This is a genomic window from Mycobacterium riyadhense (assembly GCF_963853645.1).
In the GTDB taxonomy this organism is placed as follows: domain Bacteria; phylum Actinomycetota; class Actinomycetes; order Mycobacteriales; family Mycobacteriaceae; genus Mycobacterium; species Mycobacterium riyadhense.
In genome coordinates, this window is record NZ_OY970456.1 from 4,442,918 (window position 1) to 4,462,387 (window position 19,470).

24 protein-coding genes and 1 tRNA gene are annotated in these 19,470 nt (G+C 65.2%); 15 read left to right on the forward strand and 10 right to left on the reverse strand.

Annotated features, from left to right (window positions below; all coding sequences use genetic code 11):
* Positions 1 to 34: 34 nt before the first annotated feature.
* Positions 35 to 1,687, reverse strand: a complete 1,653-nt coding sequence (gene argS, locus AADZ78_RS19575) for an arginine--tRNA ligase (RefSeq protein WP_169726390.1) — start codon at positions 1,685 to 1,687, stop codon at positions 35 to 37.
* Positions 1,688 to 1,801: 114 nt separating this feature from the next.
* Between argS and AADZ78_RS19580 the strand changes: the two genes are divergently transcribed.
* From AADZ78_RS19580 to AADZ78_RS19600, 5 genes are all read left to right on the forward strand, one after another.
* A tRNA-Arg gene (locus AADZ78_RS19580) sits at positions 1,802 to 1,874 on the forward strand.
* A 78-nt stretch (positions 1,875 to 1,952) separates the two neighbouring features.
* Entirely contained in the window at positions 1,953 to 2,150 is a 198-nt protein-coding gene (locus AADZ78_RS19585; RefSeq protein ID WP_085252688.1) for a hypothetical protein, read from the forward strand.
* Positions 2,147 to 2,365 (forward strand): hypothetical protein, encoded by a 219-nt coding sequence (locus AADZ78_RS19590; protein WP_085252687.1) that lies wholly within the window; start codon positions 2,147 to 2,149, stop codon positions 2,363 to 2,365. The genes AADZ78_RS19585 and AADZ78_RS19590 overlap by 4 nt, the downstream gene beginning before the upstream one ends.
* A complete protein-coding gene (locus AADZ78_RS19595; protein ID WP_085252686.1) occupies positions 2,362 to 2,547 on the forward strand; it encodes a hypothetical protein in 186 nt (61 codons plus the stop codon). The genes AADZ78_RS19590 and AADZ78_RS19595 overlap by 4 nt, the downstream gene beginning before the upstream one ends.
* A gap of 18 nt (positions 2,548 to 2,565) precedes the next feature.
* Positions 2,566 to 2,826, forward strand: a complete 261-nt coding sequence (locus AADZ78_RS19600; RefSeq protein ID WP_085252685.1) for a hypothetical protein — start codon at positions 2,566 to 2,568, stop codon at positions 2,824 to 2,826.
* Positions 2,827 to 3,019: 193 nt separating this feature from the next.
* Here AADZ78_RS19600 and AADZ78_RS19605 read toward each other — a convergent pair whose 3' ends face one another.
* Together AADZ78_RS19605 and AADZ78_RS19610 are read right to left on the reverse strand one after the other, a co-directional pair.
* Positions 3,020 to 3,280: a hypothetical protein gene (locus tag AADZ78_RS19605; RefSeq protein ID WP_139828991.1), complete on the reverse strand. Its 261-nt coding sequence runs from the start codon at positions 3,278 to 3,280 to the stop codon at positions 3,020 to 3,022.
* 207 nt (positions 3,281 to 3,487) lie between these two features.
* Entirely contained in the window at positions 3,488 to 3,676 is a 189-nt protein-coding gene (locus AADZ78_RS19610; RefSeq protein ID WP_085252683.1) for a hypothetical protein, read from the reverse strand.
* A 289-nt stretch (positions 3,677 to 3,965) separates the two neighbouring features.
* Between AADZ78_RS19610 and AADZ78_RS19615 the strand changes: the two genes are divergently transcribed.
* Both AADZ78_RS19615 and AADZ78_RS29200 read left to right on the forward strand, forming a co-directional pair.
* Positions 3,966 to 4,487, forward strand: a complete 522-nt coding sequence (locus tag AADZ78_RS19615; RefSeq protein WP_139828990.1) for a hypothetical protein — start codon at positions 3,966 to 3,968, stop codon at positions 4,485 to 4,487.
* 1 nt (position 4,488) lies between these two features.
* Positions 4,489 to 4,680, forward strand: a complete 192-nt coding sequence (locus AADZ78_RS29200; protein ID WP_372510583.1) for a helix-turn-helix domain-containing protein — start codon at positions 4,489 to 4,491, stop codon at positions 4,678 to 4,680.
* Between the two features lie 161 nt (positions 4,681 to 4,841).
* Here the strand turns inward: AADZ78_RS29200 and AADZ78_RS19620 are convergent, their stop codons facing one another.
* The 4 genes from AADZ78_RS19620 to AADZ78_RS19635 form a co-directional block, all read right to left on the reverse strand.
* Positions 4,842 to 5,243 carry a type II toxin-antitoxin system death-on-curing family toxin gene (locus AADZ78_RS19620; protein ID WP_085252681.1) on the reverse strand — a complete coding sequence of 134 codons (402 nt, stop codon included), beginning with the start codon at positions 5,241 to 5,243 and terminating at the stop codon, positions 4,842 to 4,844.
* Positions 5,243 to 5,494: a ribbon-helix-helix protein, CopG family gene (locus AADZ78_RS19625; protein ID WP_085252680.1), complete on the reverse strand. Its 252-nt coding sequence runs from the start codon at positions 5,492 to 5,494 to the stop codon at positions 5,243 to 5,245. Before AADZ78_RS19625 ends, AADZ78_RS19620 begins: the two co-directional genes overlap by 1 nt.
* Positions 5,495 to 6,096: 602 nt before the next feature.
* Complete coding sequence (locus AADZ78_RS19630) at positions 6,097 to 6,579, reverse strand: hypothetical protein (RefSeq protein ID WP_204903359.1); 483 nt, start codon at positions 6,577 to 6,579, stop codon at positions 6,097 to 6,099.
* A gap of 39 nt (positions 6,580 to 6,618) precedes the next feature.
* Positions 6,619 to 7,350, reverse strand: a complete 732-nt coding sequence (locus tag AADZ78_RS19635) for a DUF433 domain-containing protein (RefSeq protein ID WP_139828989.1) — start codon at positions 7,348 to 7,350, stop codon at positions 6,619 to 6,621.
* 758 nt (positions 7,351 to 8,108) lie between these two features.
* On the opposite strand from AADZ78_RS19635, the gene AADZ78_RS19640 reads away from it, so the two are divergent.
* From AADZ78_RS19640 to AADZ78_RS19650, 3 genes are all read left to right on the forward strand, one after another.
* Entirely contained in the window at positions 8,109 to 11,075 is a 2,967-nt protein-coding gene (locus AADZ78_RS19640; RefSeq protein ID WP_085252726.1) for a PE family protein, read from the forward strand.
* 103 nt (positions 11,076 to 11,178) lie between these two features.
* Complete coding sequence (locus tag AADZ78_RS19645; protein ID WP_085252677.1) at positions 11,179 to 12,042, forward strand: PPOX class F420-dependent oxidoreductase; 864 nt, start codon at positions 11,179 to 11,181, stop codon at positions 12,040 to 12,042.
* A gap of 86 nt (positions 12,043 to 12,128) precedes the next feature.
* Positions 12,129 to 12,578 (forward strand): hypothetical protein, encoded by a 450-nt coding sequence (locus AADZ78_RS19650; protein ID WP_139828988.1) that lies wholly within the window; start codon positions 12,129 to 12,131, stop codon positions 12,576 to 12,578.
* A 6-nt stretch (positions 12,579 to 12,584) separates the two neighbouring features.
* Here the strand turns inward: AADZ78_RS19650 and AADZ78_RS19655 are convergent, their stop codons facing one another.
* Entirely contained in the window at positions 12,585 to 13,241 is a 657-nt protein-coding gene (locus AADZ78_RS19655) for a winged helix-turn-helix transcriptional regulator (protein ID WP_139828987.1), read from the reverse strand.
* A gap of 78 nt (positions 13,242 to 13,319) precedes the next feature.
* On the opposite strand from AADZ78_RS19655, the gene AADZ78_RS19660 reads away from it, so the two are divergent.
* Both AADZ78_RS19660 and AADZ78_RS19665 read left to right on the forward strand, forming a co-directional pair.
* On the forward strand, positions 13,320 to 14,888 hold the full coding sequence (locus AADZ78_RS19660; RefSeq protein WP_085252675.1) for a DHA2 family efflux MFS transporter permease subunit: 1,569 nt from the start codon (positions 13,320 to 13,322) through the stop codon (positions 14,886 to 14,888).
* Positions 14,885 to 15,739 carry an alpha/beta fold hydrolase gene (locus AADZ78_RS19665; RefSeq protein ID WP_085252674.1) on the forward strand — a complete coding sequence of 285 codons (855 nt, stop codon included), beginning with the start codon at positions 14,885 to 14,887 and terminating at the stop codon, positions 15,737 to 15,739. The genes AADZ78_RS19660 and AADZ78_RS19665 overlap by 4 nt, the downstream gene beginning before the upstream one ends.
* 10 nt (positions 15,740 to 15,749) lie before the next feature.
* Here the strand turns inward: AADZ78_RS19665 and AADZ78_RS19670 are convergent, their stop codons facing one another.
* Positions 15,750 to 16,538, reverse strand: coding sequence for an alpha/beta hydrolase (locus tag AADZ78_RS19670; RefSeq protein WP_085252724.1), 789 nt, complete (start codon positions 16,536 to 16,538; stop codon positions 15,750 to 15,752).
* A gap of 24 nt (positions 16,539 to 16,562) precedes the next feature.
* Positions 16,563 to 16,952: a hypothetical protein gene (locus tag AADZ78_RS19675; protein ID WP_372510582.1), complete on the reverse strand. Its 390-nt coding sequence runs from the start codon at positions 16,950 to 16,952 to the stop codon at positions 16,563 to 16,565.
* Positions 16,953 to 17,109: 157 nt separating this feature from the next.
* Between AADZ78_RS19675 and AADZ78_RS19680 the strand changes: the two genes are divergently transcribed.
* The 3 genes from AADZ78_RS19680 to AADZ78_RS19690 all read left to right on the forward strand — a co-directional run bounded on the left by AADZ78_RS19680 (position 17,110) and on the right by AADZ78_RS19690 (position 19,469).
* The gene (locus AADZ78_RS19680; protein ID WP_139828986.1) at positions 17,110 to 18,564 is read left to right on the forward strand and encodes a DUF2254 family protein; all 1,455 of its coding nucleotides are present in this window, start codon (positions 17,110 to 17,112) and stop codon (positions 18,562 to 18,564) included.
* 136 nt (positions 18,565 to 18,700) lie between these two features.
* Entirely contained in the window at positions 18,701 to 19,036 is a 336-nt protein-coding gene (locus tag AADZ78_RS19685) for a DUF732 domain-containing protein (RefSeq protein ID WP_085252672.1), read from the forward strand.
* A gap of 85 nt (positions 19,037 to 19,121) precedes the next feature.
* Positions 19,122 to 19,469 carry a VOC family protein gene (locus tag AADZ78_RS19690; protein WP_085252671.1) on the forward strand — a complete coding sequence of 116 codons (348 nt, stop codon included), beginning with the start codon at positions 19,122 to 19,124 and terminating at the stop codon, positions 19,467 to 19,469.
* The last annotated feature ends 1 nt before the right edge of the window (position 19,470 follow it).

The window sequence follows — 19,470 nt, forward strand, 5'->3', positions numbered from 1 at the left end:
TCTTCGGCGTGCCGGGGACCGGCGGGATGGACGTTCACATTCGCTCCGGGGCGCTGACGCCAAGGATTGCCAGCCCATTGGCGATGACCTGGCGGGCGGCCTGGCACAACGCTAGGCGCGCGGTATGCAGGTCGGTGGGCCGCTCGTCGCCTTGGGGCAGCACCCTGCACGAGTCGTAGAAGCGATGGTAGTCGCCGGCGAGGTCTTCCAGGTAGCGACATACCCGGTGCGGTTCTCTTAGCGAGGCGGCCGTTTTCAGTACCTTTTGGAAGTCGCCGATGGTGCGCAGCAGCGTGCCCTCTTTGTCGTGGTTGAGCAGTTCGAGGTTGGCGGTATTGGGGATCAGGCCGAGTTCTGCGGCGTTGCGGGCCAGTGCCGACAACCGGGCATGCGCGTATTGCACATAATAGACCGGGTTTTCATTCGATGCCGAGGACCACAGCGCCAGGTCGATATCGATCGCAGTGTCCACTGACGAGCGGATCAGGCTGTACCGCGCGGCGTCGACACCGAGGGCCTCGACCAGGTCGTCGAGCGTGATCACGGTGCCCGCCCGCTTGCTCATCCGGACCGGCTGGCCGTCGCGGACCAGGTTGACCATCTGCCCGATGAGCACCTCGACGGTTGCCGGGTCTTCACCGAACGCCGCCGCGGCCGCCTTGAGCCGGGCTATGTACCCGTGGTGATCGGCGCCGAGCATGTAAATGCACAAGTCGAAACCGCGCTGCCGTTTGTCCAGGTAGTACGCGAGATCACCCGCGATGTAGGCCGGCTTGCCGTCGCTTTTGATCACGACGCGGTCCTTGTCGTCGCCAAAAGCGCTGCTGCGCAACCAGGTTGCGCCGTCCTTCTGGTAGATGTTGCCGGTTTCGCGAAGCCTGGCGATGGCCTGGTCGACGCGGCCGCTGGTGTGCATCGAGTCTTCATGGGTATAGACGTCGAAGTCGGTGCCAAACTCGTGCAGCGACTCTTTGATGTGGGCGAACATCAGGTCGACGCCGATTTCGCGGAACGTCTCGCGCATCTCGGCCTCGGGCAGGCTCAGCGCGTCGGGCGCCTTCTGCAGTACCTGTGCGGCGATGTCGATGATGTAGGTGCCCGCGTAGCCGTCGGCCGGCGTGGGCTCACCCTTGGCGGCGGCGACCAGGGAGTTGGCGAAGCGGTCGATCTGGGCGCCATGGTCGTTGAAGTAGTATTCGCGCACCACGTCGGCGCCTTGTGTAGTGAGCAAGCGGCCCAGTGCGTCGCCGACGGCGGCCCAGCGGGTGCCGCCGATGTGGATCGGTCCGGTCGGGTTGGCCGAGACGAATTCCAGGTTGACCTTCTGGCCCGCCAGTAGCTGCGAGTGGCCGTAGGTGTCGCCGGTGTCGATGACGTTGTTGACGACCTTGGCCTGCGCCGAGGCCTCGAGGCGCATATTGATAAAGCCCGGTCCGGCGACTTCCGCTTTCGCGATGCCGTCGGCCTTTGTCAGCGCCTCGGCGAGCCAACCGGCGAGGTCACGGGGGTTGGTACCAATCTTTTTAGCGAGCTGGAGCGCGAGGTTGCTCGCGTAATCGCCGTGTTCGGGATTGCGGGGGCGTTCCACGGTGACCGCCGGCGGCAACGCAGACACGTCGAGGCCATGCTCGGCCAGCACCGCAGTCGCGGTGGCTCCGAGCAGCTCAGCCAGGTCGGCGGGGGTCACGATCGTCCATCCTATTGGCTGGCGTGCTCGCGCCTCGAATCCATCGCGGTCGTTAGGCCGTGACCTCGATGCGCTAGTCTGGCGGGGCCCGATGGCGCAGTGACTTACTAGTGCGCCCCCGTAGCTCAGGGGATAGAGCGTCTGCCTCCGGAGCAGAAGGCCGCAGGTTCGAATCCTGCCGGGGGCACGATCTGACCAGCGCAGATACAAGCCCGTGCAAGTTTCGTGCAACTAGCCGGCGTGGCTCCGAACGAATTGGAGTCCCATGCCAACCACCATCCAATCCCCTCTGTACCACCTGGCCCGCGCCCGCAACGACCTGCTGGACGCCCGGATGGCGGCCCTCGATGCCGCGCACGCCCTGGCGCCCGGCTCGCGCCGCAATCGGGCAACGGAGCTGGCCGAGAAGATCACCGACACCCTCGGCTTCTGTGAGCGGCTTCAGATGGCGGTGACCCGATGAGCACGGCCAATGCTGCCGAGCTTCGGCGGCTACGTGGGGAGTTGCTGCAGCGAATTGCGGCGCATCCGGCGAGCACGTGGTCACCGAGCTTGCTCGCGCTGGTCGTCGCCGCCGTCGACCTCCAATTCGGCGGCACCAGCGGCGACGGCGACGCCATCAACGGCGCAGGCCGGACCCGCCCCGGGCTGCGGGTGGTTAGGCCAGATGAGCGATGACCGAAACGGACCAACGCGAACTCAACTGCCTACGCCGCGAACTCCTCAACCGACTTGACAGGCTCCCGATGGAGAATTGGTCATGCCTGCTGTTGCGGGCGGTCATCGGGGTATTCGACCTTCAGTTCGGGGAGCCACCACCTGAGCCGCGGCCAGACGTCCGGCTGCACATCGTCAAGTAGCGCCCTTTAGGTGGAACGATGAACCTCATGACCGGGGACAGCGACGACGGCGAGTTCGCTATCACGCTGCCAGGGTTCCTGGAAGTCGAACCGGGCAACTTCAAGCCGTTGGAGACATGTCTTCGACGTGAAATCGAATCCGAAATCCGCTGGCTGACTGCACAGGCCGAAGTTATACAGGAAGAGCTGCCACCGCATCCATCCAGGGATCAACTGGAACAGCTCGGCGATCTGGTCTTCCGCGCCAAGTCGCTGGACTGGTATCTGGAAAACCAATAGGGGAATGATACCGGCCTTAGCGAGTCACCAGCTTGAGCGCTGCAAGCAGGCCATCGTGCGGCTGCTCGGCGTGCACGGTCATCATGACCGCGCACGACAGCGGCGGCCGGGCATACCGAGCGCTACGTCGCCGTAGACGATTCCGAGATCCGCGCGGCCCGCGGCGTGGCGCGTGGTGGAGGAGCGGGACCGGCTACCCTACCCAGGCTCTGACTTCTGGGGCCTGGTCAGCAAGCCAGTCGTCGAGCCGCACTACCTTCAGCCGAGTGGGCTCGCTAGGCAAGATGCCCGCCGCCCGCAGGGCCTCGTCGACGGCTTGGCGCAGTGTCGCGGCCTCGACTATGTAGGACGCGGTAAGCACGCTGGTATCTCGGTCGATAGTGACGCCGGCACGGAGTTCCTCGGCGATTTCGGCTTGGGTGTCCTCGGTGATCCGATCGGCCGCTGCCGTCACCCATACATGCCACTGTCCTGTCATAGTTGCCCTTGTCTACACGAACGCCCCGACAAATTATCGAGGGTTGGGGGTAGCGGCGTGCGCGTGGCGGGAGGCGATAGACCGTCTCGGGCGTACCTGAGTAGACCCCGCCCAATCGAGCAACGGCGCTTTTCAGGGGGCGCAAGTCTCGGCGACGTACGTCGCCGAGTCGCAGCCTTGCGACTACTCGGGCAGCTTGAGCCGGTTGCGCGCCCGCACCTTCGCCAGCACGTCCGCGACGATCTCGTCGGCGCGCTCGTCAGTGAGCCGCTCACCGTCGACGATGATCTCCTCCTTGGCCAGGTCGATGTCTTCGACCACGGTGTCGTCGCCGAAGTGGATCGCGGCCGGATTGATGTTGCGCCTAGTCATGATTCACCAGTTCTCTCGCGCTTCCTCGCGATCTTAGATCGAACATCCCCTAGGACCTAGGCGGTCGGCCAGTTCACGGCGCAACCGGGTGAGGAGGTAACGCGCGTAGGCGTGCGCCCCGGCTACCCCTGCTGGGCGCGAGGGCGCGAGGCGTTTCCAACAGAGGCAGACACCCGCAAGCAGGAAGCGATCGACCGAGCTCGACCCGTTCAGGTGACGACCTAGCGGAGAGATCCCCGTCGCCGTGACGGCGGACTGAGGTGTCAGTGCATGTCCGTAGTCTGCCGCCATGACCCCAACACCACCCAGTAGGGCACAGCTCGCCGAACTTGCTCAAACACATCTGTATTACGAGGTAGCCATGTTGCGGGGCGCTCTTGCCGAACAGACGTTGATGCGGAGAAAACATCCCGGTATGCATGCGCGGTACGACCGGGCTGACCCGATCAGGATCGCCTGCATGGTGAACTTCGAGGCCGTGTTGTTGCACGCCCGGATACTCAACGACTTCTTGACGGTCGAGCCGAGGTATCCCGATGACGCATGGGCGGGCGATTTCATTGTCAACTGGCAGCCGCCGAACCCCAGCCCCCTCAAACGCATACGGCCATTGCTCAGAGAGCAGATCAACAAGCAGCTTGCGCACTTCAGCCTTAAGCGAGTCGGGCACAAGGGGTTTCCGATGGACCAAATCGTGAACGAAGTGATGCGAGATATGGGCACGTTCGCCAACGACACCACCAACGTGTGTCACGCGGAATTGGCGGGTGTACGGACGCTATTGACGCGCAGTCCGTGGCCGACAGTCTGACATGTCGGTGGGTTGGTGTAGACAGATCAAGCATGGCAATGCGCTGGTGGGTACCCCGCGCGAGGAGCGGGCGGAAGTCGTTGCTTCACTAAGGGAATCAGGGCTGAGCTTACGGGCCATTGCTGCGGCCACTGGCGATAGCCATATGACAATCCAACGCGAGTTGGCAGGTGTATCAAAATGTTACACCTGATCTAGCCCCCGAATCCGAACTGCCGGAGCCGCAGTGTTGCCGACAAGATTCACGGCATAACCGCAACCGTGTCGTTCCGAAACTCGCGGGTGCCAGTAGTCATCCCAGGACTGGTAACCCAATGCCGCCCAAGCACGCTGGGCGTACGCCACCCGAGTCTCTTATTCGGGTGCCAGGTGATCGGGCAACTCGAACGGCTGCGCCCAATCCTTAAGCGTGGCGGCGATGGTCGGCACGTCTAATTGCCCTTCCGCTACGTCGACCATCAGGCCGACAATGTCGGCATCGTCGACGCGCACAATGTAGCCGTTCAACTGATAGAACACGTGGGTTGCTGCCCACGCGGTGCGCTTGTTGCCGTCGATGAATGGGTGGTTGCGCGCCAGGCCGTGCAGCAGCGCCGCCGCTTTCTCGTGGATCGTGGGAAAAGCATCCTCACCGAACGCGCTCGACTGTGGCCTCATCACTGCCGATTCGAGTAGCCCGAAGTCCCTCAACATGTCCGGCCCGGTGAAGCGCTCGTTGAGCATCTGCACGTTGTCGGTGTTGAGGTACATCGTCATCAGAGGTGTTCCAGCTTCTCGAACGCGGCGGCGTGCTGCTGCAACACTCGCTCGAACGCAGCCCGCACCATATCCGTCCGGGCGTGGGCCTTTAGGTACTCGGCCACGGCTTGCTTGATGACGTCGTTGATCGACGTGTCGGTGACAAACGCATAGTTGCGCAGCGTGTCGGCCAGTTCGGCTGGCAGGCGCACAGGAAAGCGCGCCGCTTCCCGAGCCGTGGAAACATCTTTAGGGGTCGGCTGTGTCATAGCACCATGATGTCATGGCACCCGGCAGCCTGTCCACAGGAGTTTTCCCAGCTCACAGCGTTGGCGAGCGGCCCGGACACCCGCATCACGCCGTACCCTCGTCCGCCTGACACTAGATTTGTCGCAAACCCCGCCGACATATTCACAACACCCACTAACTCGTATCTAGTCGCGAACCACGTTGCAGCACAACAATATTCGCACACAAAGTCGGTGTACACCAACGGTTTGGGGTTCGGCGGACAGGGCAAGGTGTCCTCCAAGACGGCAAAGCAAAAACTAGGCATGAACAGCAGTGTTAGCGCTACAGCAAATGTCCGAATGTCAGCAGTCCTCGCTGGCGGCCCGAAGCCCAGACTCCGCAATTTCCCCAGACCCCCTGCGCCCAAACTCTGTCCGAAAGCCCGCAGCGCGTCGTCCTGGCTATGGGCGTAGATGCGTGCCGTGGTGGAGGCGTCGGCCTGGCGGAGCCACTTCGCGATGACAGCCAGCGGTACGCGCGCAGATGCAGCACTGTCCCGCGGGAGTGTCGGGCGTCGCGTAGTCGGATCGGACGCCCACCGACCGCCTTTGCCAGCATGGGCCACATCCGCGTGAGCGTGTCAGGCGTGTACGGCTCTCCGAACACCGTGAGGCGGGCAGTCGCGTTGCCGGGGTGCATCCGTGCGCCGGGTGCACACTGTTGGCCGGCGGCCCACGGTGGCACGAACTCGTCGACGGTGTTCTCGTTGAGCATGTAATCCACGGGCCGGCCCGCTGTCGTCGATGATCCGCTCCATTCGCGGCCAGTGCCGTACCACCCGCACGAGCCATTCCCACGTCGAGAGATCCCGCTTGCCGCCGATGCAGAACACCCGTAACCCGCTCTCCCACAGTCTCTGAACCTCGACAGGCTTGGTGCGCAGCTTCTTGTCGCGGGCGATCACGACGAGGCCCCGGGCGGCCACAGCCTGAATCCAATCGGTGTCGTCGGCGCGACGTGGGCATTCGGGGATGAGCGGGTGCCCGCAGTGAATCGTGTCTTTGCGCGCTGCCGCCAACGCGAGGCCGAGGCCCATCGCGCTCTCGTCGACATAGAACCGCACGAGGCGCTCGACGGCGACCATCCTCGGCGGCCCGCCGGCCTAGCTGGCTCGAGACGCGTACGCGTCGGCCGTCTTGAGCTCGTAGCGCACGGCCGCCTGGACTACATGCGGCGCCAAGTCGTACAGCTCGGCGATCATCTCGATCGGGTCGCCGGCGACGTAGAGCTCGCGAATGATCTCCGTCGGGACGCCCTGTGCGGACGGTTCACCGAACCGCTGCAATGGATTGACGACGACGTCGCGGATCGTCGGGTCGGGGTTAAGACTGGCGATCACCCGCTGCTTCTTGGCGGTCTTGGCCCAGTCCCATTGCAGCGAGTCGGAGAACTCCTGAGCTTCTGGTGACCAGTCGAGCATCTGCTGGTCGGTCCGCACAACGACTAAACGGAGGCGACGGTGCAGGCCGACGTCGTCCTGAACTTTGCGGACGAGCTCGCGGCCCTCGGCGGCCAACCATGTATTGGCCGACGCCAACGGGTAACGGGTGTTGAGCTCGTCGCGAAGTTTCTCGACGGCTGGCCGCATCTTGATGAGCGGCACCCCGGCGTCGCGGTATTCGGCGAGGAGCCGGGCCTCGATGAATTCGCCCCAGGTGACTATCTCGTCGCCGGTGCGCTCGGGGCGGATCACCGGCGGGTAGCTTCTACCGCCGCGCTGGTAGCCGTCGATCCACCGCGCAGAAGTGCCGCCTTTGAGGCCGAGAATGCGGTCGACCTGGCCGAACCCGTACACGGGCCGGTCTTGCAAGTCGGTCACTTTGGCAGTACCCACGACCACATCATGGCAGTAGCCACCCACACGCCAACGGTGAACAGGTGCTTCCGTAATCGCACCGGTAGCTGTCGTTGTTACGACGTTGTCACAACTCAGCCAAGACTCCCCAGCGGACGGCCTCGGGCTCTCATGGACCCGTGCAACCTAATAGCGCAGATCAAGGCGACAATTCTGCCCTAACAGCCACGCCCCGATAGACGCCGATAGACCGCCGTGAACGCGTCTGAGCTGTCTCCGGAGCAGAAGGTCGCAGGCTCGAATCTGCCGGGGCACTCATTCCAGCGGCCAACACGCCCGAAAAGCGGTACTTACCTATCCACTACCTATCCGCTCATCCCATTGCTTGCAGGGCCGTTTTCATTTTTCGTCAATCGATCAATCGGCCGCGACGGGCCATCGGGCGTTGGGCCCGCCAGAACACCTCCCTTCAACTTGGTTGCGCCGCAATATCGTTCATGCCATTCCCAGGTTCGCTCGACGCCCGAACTACTCGACCTGACTGCTCACGGAGCTCAGACCGCGCGCGGACTACTTTTCGAATTCAGCAACGATCGCTTGCGTTATCTCGATGCATTCCAACGCGATTGCAGACATAACTAGAGGGGACGCGATACCGCGCGGATAGGACGTTGAACTTACCTCCGCGTAAACTTCGCATTTTCCCGCGCGTGGCGCGGGTCACAACTAGGCTCATCTTTCCTTGACACACATCAACTAACTGCACTGCCTCGCAGTAGGTCGAAGGGGAGATGGCCATGTCGTTCTTACTCGCGGAACCAGACTTGGTGACGGCGGCTGCCGGCAACTTGGCTGGTATTCGCTCGGCGCTGAGCGAAGCCGCTGCCGCAGCATCGGCCCCCACGACCGGGCTGGCGGCCGCCGCCGCCGATGAGGTGTCGGCGGCTATCTCGCGACTGTTCGGCGCGTACGGCCAGGAATTTCAAGCGCTCAACGTCCAGGCGATGGCATTTCATGGCAATTTCGTGAGCTTGTTGAATGGCGGCGCGGCGGCCTACGCCGCCGCCGAGGCCGCCAACGCTTCGCCGATGCAGGCCCTGGCCGCCGCGGTAAATGCGCCCGCCGAGTCGCTGCTGGGGCGCCCGCTGATCGGCAACGGCGCCGACGGGCAGGCGGGTACCGGGTCGAATCCCGGCGGAAACGGCCAGCCCGGCGGAATTTTGTACGGCAATGGCGGCAACGGCGGGGCAGGCGGCCCCGACGGCGGGGCCGGCGGTAACGGCGGTGCCGCCGGGTTGATCGGCAACGGTGGTGCGGGCGGTGCCGGCGGTACCGGCGCGGCGGGCGGCGCCGGTGCCATGGGCGGACTGTTGTACGGCAACGGCGGCGCCGGTGGTAACGGAAACGGTGCCGGGGCCGGAGGGGCCGGCGGCAACGCCGTGTTCTTCGGCGACGGCGGGAACGGGGGAAGCGGGCCTACGGGCGGCACCCCCGGCCGCGCCGGGCTAGTCGTCGGCAACGGCGGCAATGCGGGGGCAGGGTCTGGGCTGGCCGGCGCGGACGCCGGGTTGTTCGGCAACGGAGGCGCCGGGGGCTCCAGCGCCACCAAGGCCGGCGGCGCTGGCGGAAATGCCTTCTTCGGTAATGGCGGTAACGGCGGTAACGCCGGCGTGGCGGAGATTTCGGATCCCCTCGCTAGCACGGCCGGCGGAGCCGGCGGAAATACCCTTGTCGGGAACGGCGGTGCCGGCGGTGCCGGTGGCGTCAACGTCATTGGTGCCGGCTCGGCCGGCGGAGCCGGTGGCAGCGTTGGGCTGTGGGGCTTCGGCGGTGCCGGCGGTGCCGGCCATGCCGGCACTTCGGTTTTGGGCGTCGGCATGAACGCCGGGGACGGCGGCCGCGGCGGCAACGCCGGGCTGCTGTTCGGCGGCGGCGGCGCCGGTGGGGCCGGTGGCACAGGTGCCGATACTTCGTTCGTCGGAGTCAGCGCCGGCGCCGGCGGTAGCGGGGGCGCCGGAGGCAACGCCAGCTTGGTGGGTAACGGTGGGGCCGGTGGCGCCGGCGGTGCTGGTGGTGCTGCCGGTCTGGCCGCCAACGCCGGCGGAGCAGGCGGTGCCGGCGGTCACGGTGGTGCCTCCGGGCTGTGGTACGGCGACGGTGGGTCCGGCGGGGCCGGGGGCAACGGTGGGGCTGCGGCGGGCGCAGGTAACTCCGGTGCCGGCGGTGCCGGCGGAAACGGCGCCAACGCGTCCTTCATCGGCCACGGTGGTGCCGGCGGGGCCGGCGGTACTGGTGGGGACAGCACCCTTTCCGCGCTCGCCGGTAATGCCGGTGTCGGCGGTACCGGTGGACACGGTGGTGCCGGCGGGGCGCTGTACGGCAACGGCGGGGACGGTGGGGCCGGTGGCATCGGCGGAAAGAGCGCTGACCACCCCGCCGGTACCGGCGGAGCCGGCGGAAACGGCGGCAACGGCCAATTAATTGGTAACGGTGGCCACGGTGGGGCCGGGGGTACCGGCGGGGCGTCGACTGTCCTGCTCACCGGCGACGGCGGTGCGGGCGGGGCTGCCGGAAGCGGCGGTAACGCCGGACTGCTGTACGGCAACGGCGGGAACGGCGGGGCCGGCGGGGCCGGCGGCGCCACCAGCGCCGCCGTTAGCGGTAAAGGCGGGGCCGGTGCCAACGGCGGTACCGGAGGCAACGCCACCTTTATCGGTGATGGCGGCAACGGTGGCGCAGGCGGCGCCGGCGGCACCGGCCCCACGGCCGGGGCAAATGGGAACGGTGGTAGTGCCGGTCACGGCGGCGTGTTCGGCAAAGGCGGCACAGTCGGTCCACCTGGCGCGGCCGCGGTGAGCTTCCCCAGCTTGAGCTCCAGCCTTCCCATCGTGGGGCCCTATGAAGACCTGATCACCAACACGATCAACAACCTGTCGAGCATTGGCAATGGCGTGCTTGCTAACCCGGCGCCATTCCTGTCGCAGTTCCTCGCCAATCAGTTCGGCTACGGCCAGCTGACCCTAACCGCGCTCACCGACGCCACGCGGGACTTCGCCATTGGGGTGGCGGGCATACCGCCAAGCCTGCAAGCGGCCTTCCAGGCCCTCGCGGCGGGCAACGTCAGCGCCGCGGTGAGCGACGTGTTGGGGGCGGTGGTAAACGTCTTCGTCAGTGGTCTTGACGCGAGCGACTTGTCGAACATCCTGCTGCTCGGTCCCGTGGGAGACCTGCTGCCCATCGCGAGCATCCCCGGAGCCATGTCGCAGAACTTCACCAATGTGGTCACGACGCTGACGAGCACAAACCTCGCCTTCACGATCACGCTTGATCCTCCTGGCGGGGTGATGACCTTTGGATTGCCGCTGGCGATGACCCTCAATGCTCTGGGTTCCCCGGTCACCACGGCGATGGCGTTTGGACAAAGCACGACCGCGTTTATCAGTGCTGTGCAGGCCGGAAACCTTCCGGCGGCAGCGAGCGCCCTGATCGGTGCTCCCGCAAACATCGCCAACGGCTTCCTCAATGGTGAGGGCACTGTCCCGTTGGCGCTGCCGCCGTCGACGACGGGGGGCATTCCGGTGACCGTCAACATTCCGGTCGGAGGCATTATCTCGCCGCTGCGCCCCTTGACGGCGACGATTGATTTACCCCCATCTCTCGGGGGCCCGATTACCCTGACGCTCGGCGGCACGCCTGCGGGCGGGATCATTCCCGCAGTGCTGAGCTACGCGCCCGAACAGCTCGCGCAAGCCATCGGTGCTTAGTCGCTAGCGGCCGGCCAGCTGGATTGTGCCGCCGCGCGTCACACATCTGCATGCGGCCTCGTCTAACACGTGACGACGAAAGCTGCTTGTAAGGACGGCCATCATGAATCCCACTGGAACAGCGGCGCGCCTGTACGTCAGCGCGGTGACGGCACTGATCGGACTGCTGATCATTGCGATAGGGATTTGGTGTCTGATCGATCCCGGTTCGTTCGCCGAATTCGTCGGATTCGCCGAACATGAGCACTTCCTGCACGACGTCGGGGCATTCCAGCTGGGTCTCGGCGCGATGCTGCTGCTCGCTCTGATCTGGTCGGATGCGTTGGCCACGGCGATAGCCGGATTCTTCCTAGCCAACACGGTTCACACCGTCAACCATGTGGTGGACCTGCACCTTGGCGGCTCGCCCGCCCAAGCGTGGCTGCTCGGCGCGGCGTCGGTGGCACTTGCCGTCGCCTTCGCACTGCGGTTGCGTCAGCTCGGCTACGTCTTGGGCAACGTCACCTGCACCACCGATCCGGCACTAGCCCCATTCGTGCGCCAGAAGACCATCAGGCTCACGACATTTCGCAAGGACGGTACGGCCGGAACAAGTCCCGTCAGCATCGTGGTGGACGGCGATCGCGCGTATTTCCGTAGTTTCGAGCAGGCCGTCAAGGTGCGCCGGATTCGACGCAACCCAAACGTCGAATTCGGCCCGGCGACAATGTCGGGTAACGCAACCGGCGACATGCAGCCCGGCCGGGTGCGGTTGCTCGACGGCGCCGACTACGAAAAGGCGGCGCGCCTCCTTCGGCGCAAGTACCCGCTGCTTCACGGCTTGCTTGTCCCGGCTGCGCACCGCCTCGGCCGGTCCAAGTATGGCCGCACGGTGCACGCCGAATTGATTCCGCTCGCGTCTTTCAACAACGATGCCCGCCTGGCGCCAGGTAGGTGGGCCAGCTCTCGGCCTGGCTCCAACCCATAGGAGTCGCCTATGAACAGTCCTGAACACCCGATTTCACCTGAGAGATTGCTGGTAGCGTTCGCTCGATGGCGCCGAAGGCGGTAAACATGAGGATCACGACATTCGTCGCCGCAACCGCGGTCTTTGCTGGCGCGGGATTTTGCACAACAGCACCACCAGTGTGGGCTGAAGTCCCGGCGATGGACGGTGTCTACACCTACGCAGACGAGGACGGCATTGTAGCAACCTGGACCATCAACACGACGTGCACCCCACACTGCGTCGCCCATGTGACGACCGCGCCAGGTCAAGGTTTTGACGCCGCGCTGGTTGATGGCCGTTACTCCGTTACGCGGACGGTCCCGGAGGGCGCACTCTGCCCCGCGTTCACCGCCGGTGCCAACGGCGCCTCGGACGAAGGCGGCCTGCATCCGGTTACCGTGTATCAATGGTGGGATCCGCTAACCCTGTCCGGCGAGGTGGACTTCTTGCACAGCCCCGCACCCTGCGGTCTCGCTGACCGACATGACAGATTTACTCTCACGAAAGTCGGCTAGCGACGGTTAAGCGTCCAGACCTGGGTCGGCCGACAGCCGGAACGCCGCGCGCATCTCCTTGACCGCAGGCCCATCGCCATCGAACGTCACCCGACGCAACGCGGCCTTGCGCTCGGCCGCGGTCGGGGCAAGCCGGGCGGCGATGAGATCGGCGGCGGTCGCGGTCACGGTCACGTCGGGTGAGCCCTGTGCGGCCGTCAGCCCGCCGTCGCGCACCGCGAATTCGAAGCGGCGGGCATCGATGTCGACGCGGTACGACGCACTTACCCGCGTGCCGCGCTCGAATGCCAGCAGGACACCGGCGAGGAAGCCGTTCAGCGGCGTAAGTGCGGTCTCGTCTGGTTCGACTAGGTCCAACCCGAAGGTGGCGATCGCCTGGATGACGGGCGGGATCTTGCGCCAGCCGGCAGCGCTGAGCGTGTACACGGTGCGCGCGATCGGCGGCGGCAGTTCGGTGCGGTCGACGAGCCCGGCATCTTCGAGCTCACGCAGGCGGTCTGCCAGCAGGTTGGTGGCGATCCCGGGCAGCGCGGCGCGCAGGTCGGCGTAGCGACGCGCACCGCCGAGCAACTCGCGCAGGATCAACAGCGTCCAGCGCTCCCCGAGCACGTCGAGGCCACGCGCGATCGGGCAGTTCTGCTGGTAGTTCCTCCGGGCCGGCACACCAGAAACTATACCATGTAGACAAACTTTAGGAATAGATAGTTGATTTTTTTGTCTATAAGATTTATGTTCTCTTCCATGCGCACACCGGTCTTCAAGAACCACCCGCTCGCCGCACTCGTGGTCATCTGCCTCAGCGTCTTCGTCATCAGCGTCGACGCCACCATCGTCAACGTCGCACTGCCCACGTTGTCCCGCGAACTCAACGCCGATACCTCGCAGCTGCAGTGGATCGTCGACGCATACACCCTCGTCATGTCCGGCCTACTGCTGTCGGCCGGCAGCCTGAGCGACCGATCCGGCCGCCGCGGCTGGCTCAGCGGCGGACTCACCCTGTTTGCGATCACGTCTGCCGTTGCGGCGCAAGCGAACTCGGCGGGCACCCTGATCGCCGGGCGCGCCGCGATGGGCGTCGGCGCAGCCGTGATCTTCCCGACGACCCTGGGCCTGATCACGAACATCTTCACCGACCCGGTTGAGCGGGCCAAGGCGATCGGCGTGTGGGCCGCCATGGTCGGCGTCGGCGTGGCCGCCGGGCCGATGACCGGCGGCTGGCTGCTCGAACACTACTGGTGGGGCTCGATCTTCCTGGTGAACGTCCCGGTTGCCGCGGTGGCAATTGTCGGCGGCATCCTGTTCGTCCCTACGTCGCGCGACCCGGCGGCCCCGCCCGTCGACGTACCCGGGTTGATTCTTTCCGCGACCGGAGTGACGGCGGTGGTCTACACGGTTATCGAAGCCCCGAACTGGGGATGGGCCAGCATCCGGACCGCGGCGGGTTTCGCCGTCGGCGCCGTCGTCCTCACCGCATTCGCCCTGTGGGAACGGCGCATCAGCCACCCGATGATCGACGTGTCGGTGTTCGCCAACCGCCGGTTCTCCGGAGGCAGCCTGGCTGTCACCGCGGGCTTCCTGACGCTGTTCGGCTTCATCTTCGTCATCACCCAGTACTTCCAATTCATCAAGGCCTACAGCGCATTCGAGACCGGTGTGCGGCTGCTACCCGTCGCCGCATCGATCGCGGTCGGCAGCGTCGTAGGACCGCGGATCGTCGAGAGGATCGGCAGCACGGCGGTGATCGCCGGCGGCCTGACGATCTTCGCGGCTGGCTTGGGCTGGGCGTCCACGGCCGACGCGGGCACACCGTACCTGCAGATCGCGATGCAGATGGTGCTCCTCGGCGGCGGCCTGGGGTTTACGTTTTCACCAGCCACCGACGCGATCATGGGCTCACTGAGCGCCGACAAGGCCGGTGTTGGCTCCGCCGTCAACGACACCACCCGTGAACTCGGCGGTACCCTCGGCGTCGCGATCGTGGGCAGCGTCTTCGCCTCCGTGTATACGGCCCGGCTCGCCTCGAACTCGGCGATCTCGGCGTTGCCCACCGAATTGCGATCCACGATGCGGGATTCGATGGCCGCCGCGGAACAGGTCATCAGGCAGCTGCCTGCCGGTCTGGTCGCCGACGTTCGCAACGCCGTCAATACCGCATTCCTCGACGGCATGCAGATCGGATCGCTGGTCTGCGCCGGTCTCGCGCTGGCCGCGGCCGCCGTCGTCGCCATGATGCTTCCGGCGCGGGCGCACCAAACGGCTTCCGTCGCAGGCGAAATCGAAATCGATACATCAGAGGAGGTCCGCGCATGAGTTACACAGAGTCGTGGAGTGGCGACCACGGCAAGGTCGAATACTTCACCCGATCGGACGGGTCGCGCCTGCGGTACTACACCGCGGGCACCGGCCCGGCGCTGGTGCTCATACACACCGTGCGCACGCAACTCGACTACTTCCAGCGCGTCGTCCCGCTGCTGTGGGATTTCTACACCGTCTACGCGCTCGACCTGCCCGGCATGGGATGGTCCGACATTGTGCCGGGTGTGCGGTACGAAGAGCCGGAGCTGCGGGCCTCCGTCGTCGAGTTTGTCAGCGGATTGGACCTGCACGACGTCACATTGGCCGGTGAATCACTAGGCGCCGCACTGTCTTTGGGTGTCTCGATCGACCTCAAGGACCGAGTGAGCCGCGTCGTTGCCTTCAACAGCTACGACTACCCGAGCGGACTCGAGCGGGGAAATCTATTCGCCCGCTTCATCGTCAGCTCGGTGCGGATGCCCGGACTCGGACCGCTCCTCGCTGCGATGGAAAACCGTGCGATCATGCGCGGCGTGATGCGCGGCGGTTTCGTCGACAAGAGCAAACTGACCAAGGAATTCCTGGTCGAGCTCCGCAAAAGCGGTCACCGCAAGGGGTACTCGAGGGTGTCCCGAGCGATCTATCGCAGCCTCAAGGGATTCCAACGGGCGCGAGACCGCTATCCCGACGTCAGCGTGCCGGTCACGCTGGTGTACAGCGAGCAAGACTGGTCTCGCCCGCAAGAACGGGATCACGTCGCCAGCCTGCTGACGGATGTCCAGCGGATCACGTTGCGAGACACCGGCCACTTCTCCGCGCTCGAACGACCCAACGACGTGGCGCGCATCCTGCTGCAGGCGCGGTGACAAGCCACCTTCAGAGCCCCTGGCCCACGAGCCAGCGGTCCATTCTTTCGGCCACCGCCTGCCATCCCGGTTCAAGCATCATGTCGTGGCCCATGTCGGGGAAGATCTGCGCCTCGGCGCCGTAAACCGCGGCGGTGCGGTGAATTTGGCGCTGGGAGACGATAACGTCGCGCTCGGCTCCCAACACCAGCATCGGGACACGGTTGACGCGTTTGGTCTTCACCAAATCGAGGGCGAGCATGTCCAGGAAGGCCCGGTAGGACTCGTCTTGGACTCGCTGTTGATAGCTGTTGACGTGATCTTGCGGTGTGGACGCCGAGAACAACAGGTCGCGCACCAATTCCGGGGTTGCCACCAGCGGGGCCAGCCGCAAGGAAGCGTGGACTCTGACGAATGGCACAGGGTGGCGCCGCGCGATGTCCAGGGTCACCCGCAGTACGCCGGTGGGCGGAATGGGTGCGACGAGAATGGCGGCGGCAGCGGTGTGTCGTTCCAGGTATTTCTGGATGACGAAGCCGCCCATCGAGTGCCCCACCAGAACGGGCTTAGCCGATAGTTGCGCCGCCGCCGCGGCGATATCGCCTACGTATTCCTGAATTCCGGTCCAGCGCAGCCGCGCCCGGCCGGAACTCGCGCCATGTCCGCGCAGGCTCGGGGCGCAACAGGCGTACCCGCGATCGACGAAGAAGTCGAGAAAGCGCTCGTCCCAACACCACGCTCCATGCCAGGCGCCGTGGACAAAGAGAAGCGGTACGGGATGGGACTCCGTAGCGGACCCCTTTTCGATCATTTCAAGCATGTTCAACATCCACCCCGCCCCGCCTCAGCTCACCGAGCGGAAGTCAGGTGTTGAGGGCAAGTTGGCGGGCATGGAAGTCGAAGTGTTGGCGCCAAGCTCGTGTCGCAATGCCAGGACCACCCGATCGAGTTTTGCCCCCATCCGGCGACGGTTGTATACGAGAGCAGCAGCACAAGAACCGTAGTAGTTGACTAAGTGAAACGGCTTGGTTGTGGCGTTGAGAACGCGGGCGTAGGCCTGGCTGGCACGATCAGGCAATCGGCCAAACAATCGCACCAGATTGCAGCAGGCGTTGGACAACCATGTAGCCGAACACGATGTGGAACAGGCGAGCAATCGATGACATTCGACGCGTGCCCGCCCTAGATCGGCGGCGATCGCAGCACGGTCCACCCTGCCGCCGTTGACTGCCATGGCGCTTCCTTACTGATCTAGGCGGTTGGCTGTCGGCAGCCGCCAGTTCTGTCAGCGCTATGGCCGACAGGTTTGCGGCCACGATAACGTCTGTCCGGGTGCTGCGAATGCTGTTCGCGCTCGCGCTGGCTGTCCTGGCGCATGTACCGAGGCAAACTTGCCGCCTAGCCCTCGGGCGCGGGTGCATGCTTTATCCGTGACCGTGAGCAACCTGCTGAGCCGCCGTAGTGTCATACGGGATTACCTGCAGGGCGCAGTCTGGGTGCTGCCGACACTCGGCGTTGCGCTCGGGCTCGGGGCCGGCGCCGCCCTGTCGATCATCCCGGTAACGCCCGACTCGATGATCGACAAGGTGATGTTTCAGGGCACCGCGGGTGATGCTCGGGGGGTGCTGATCGTGGTGTCCGCCACGATGATCACCACCATCGGCATCGTCTTCTCGCTGACGGTCTTGTCCCTACAGATCGCCGCGAGCCAATTCTCGGTGCGGTTGCTGCGCACCTTCCTGCGCGATGTGCCCAACCAGGTGGTGCTGGCGATCTTCGCCTGCACCTTCGCCTACAGCACCGGTGGCCTTCACACCGTCGGTGAGCACGTCGACGGGGGCGCGTTCGTTCCCAAGGTCGCGGTCAGCGGGTCGCTCGCACTGGCGTTCGTCAGTATCGGCGCGCTGATCTACTTCCTGCACCACCTCATGCACTCGATCCAGATCGACACGATCATGGAAAAGGTGCGGCAGCGCACGCTGGGACTGGTCGACGAACTGTATCCAGAACCGGATACGGCGGATCGACAACCGCAGATGCCGCCCACACCGCCGGTCGAAGCGAAGCCGTTGTTGGCGCCGCAATCGGGCTATCTACAAACCGTCGACGTCGGCGACATCGCCGAATTGGCGGCGGCCAGCGGGCACACGGTGCAGCTGGCCACCTTCGTCGGCGACTACGTCACCGCCGGGTGCGTACTCGGCTGGTGCTGGCGTAGGGGCACGACGACAACCGCACCGCAGCCAGACTTTGCGCGACGCTACCTGCGACATGTCCATATCGGATTCGAGCGCACACTGCAACAGGACGTCCGGTTCGGATTGCGGCAGCTGGTCGACATCGCGCTGCGAGCACTATCGCCCGCCATCAACGACCCGTATACGGCCATTCAAGTCGTCCACCATCTTTCGGCCGTGGCGTCGGTACTGGCGTCACGGGCGCTGCCCGACGACGTGCGCCGCGACAGTGCCGGCGAGCTCCTCGTCTGGCTTCCCTACCCCGGCTTTGCTACGTACCTGCACGTCGGATGCGCACAGATCCGCCGCTACGGGTCGCGTGAACCGCTGGTGCTGGCTGCGCTGCTGCAGCTGCTGAGCGCGGTTGCCCAGAACTGCGTCGACCCAGCGCGCCGCATTGCGGTACAGACCGAAATCGCCCTGGTGGTCCGGGCGGCACAGCGCGAACTCACCGACGAATCGGACCGGGCCATGGTCGTCGGCGCCGCGGCACGGGCGACCGAGGTCGTCGATCAGCCCGGGACGTTGGCGCCGCCACCGTCCGCGTTCGGCCAGGTGGCCGCCGCCAAAGCGGCGGCGTCGACAATCGCCGAACACGGCGGCCGCTAGTAGCGCCCCCAGGACGGCAACCAGCTGTTTGGATTTCGCCAAGAATCTCTTGAGAATCCGTCAAGGCACCCGGCTGAGTCTGGGGTCAACGCAATCCAGCGTCAACCACCAGTTCAAAGCAGCACCGGAGACCACAATGTTCACTCGCCGTTTCACCGCCAACCTGGCCCGCACCAGCCTGACCGCCGCCGCTCTCGGCCTGGCCGCGCTCGGCTTCGCCGGTTCCGCCGGCGCGAGCTCTACCGACGACGCGTTCCTGGCCCAGCTACGGGCGGACGGGATCACGCCGCCCAGCGCCGCGCGCGCCATCAGCGAAGCGCACACCGTGTGCAACGCCCTCGACGAGGGACAATCGAGCACCGAGGTCATCAACGGGGTGGCCAAGAGGACCGGCCTTAGCGCCAAGGGCGCCAAGACGTTCGCAATTGACGCCGCCGAGGCCTACTGCCCCGAGTACGTCACCTCGGCCTAACAACGAATACCACGGATGCGGGGACCCACGCGGGTCCCCGCGTTTGTCAGTGCAGCGGACGGCGACGGGCATATCGTGTCTGCTCATGGGCCTGAGGTTCGACGAGATCTGTATCGACGCAGCGAATCCGACCGAACTGGGAAAGTGGTGGTCGCAGGCGCTGGGGTGGCCGCATGATGTCGACGAGGACGGTGACGTTCGATTGACCCCACCACCCGGCGCGGGCCCGAACTGGCTGTTCCTGCGGGTCGATGACAAGCGAATCGTCAAGAACCGCATCCACTTCGACTTCCGGCCGGACGACCAGCGTGCCGAGGTCGAACGGCTGCTAAAGCTCGGCGCACACCACGTCGACATCGGCCAAGGAGAGCAGAGTTGGGTCGTGCTCGCCGACCCCGAAGGCAACGAATTCTGCGTGCTCGCGGTGGAGTAGT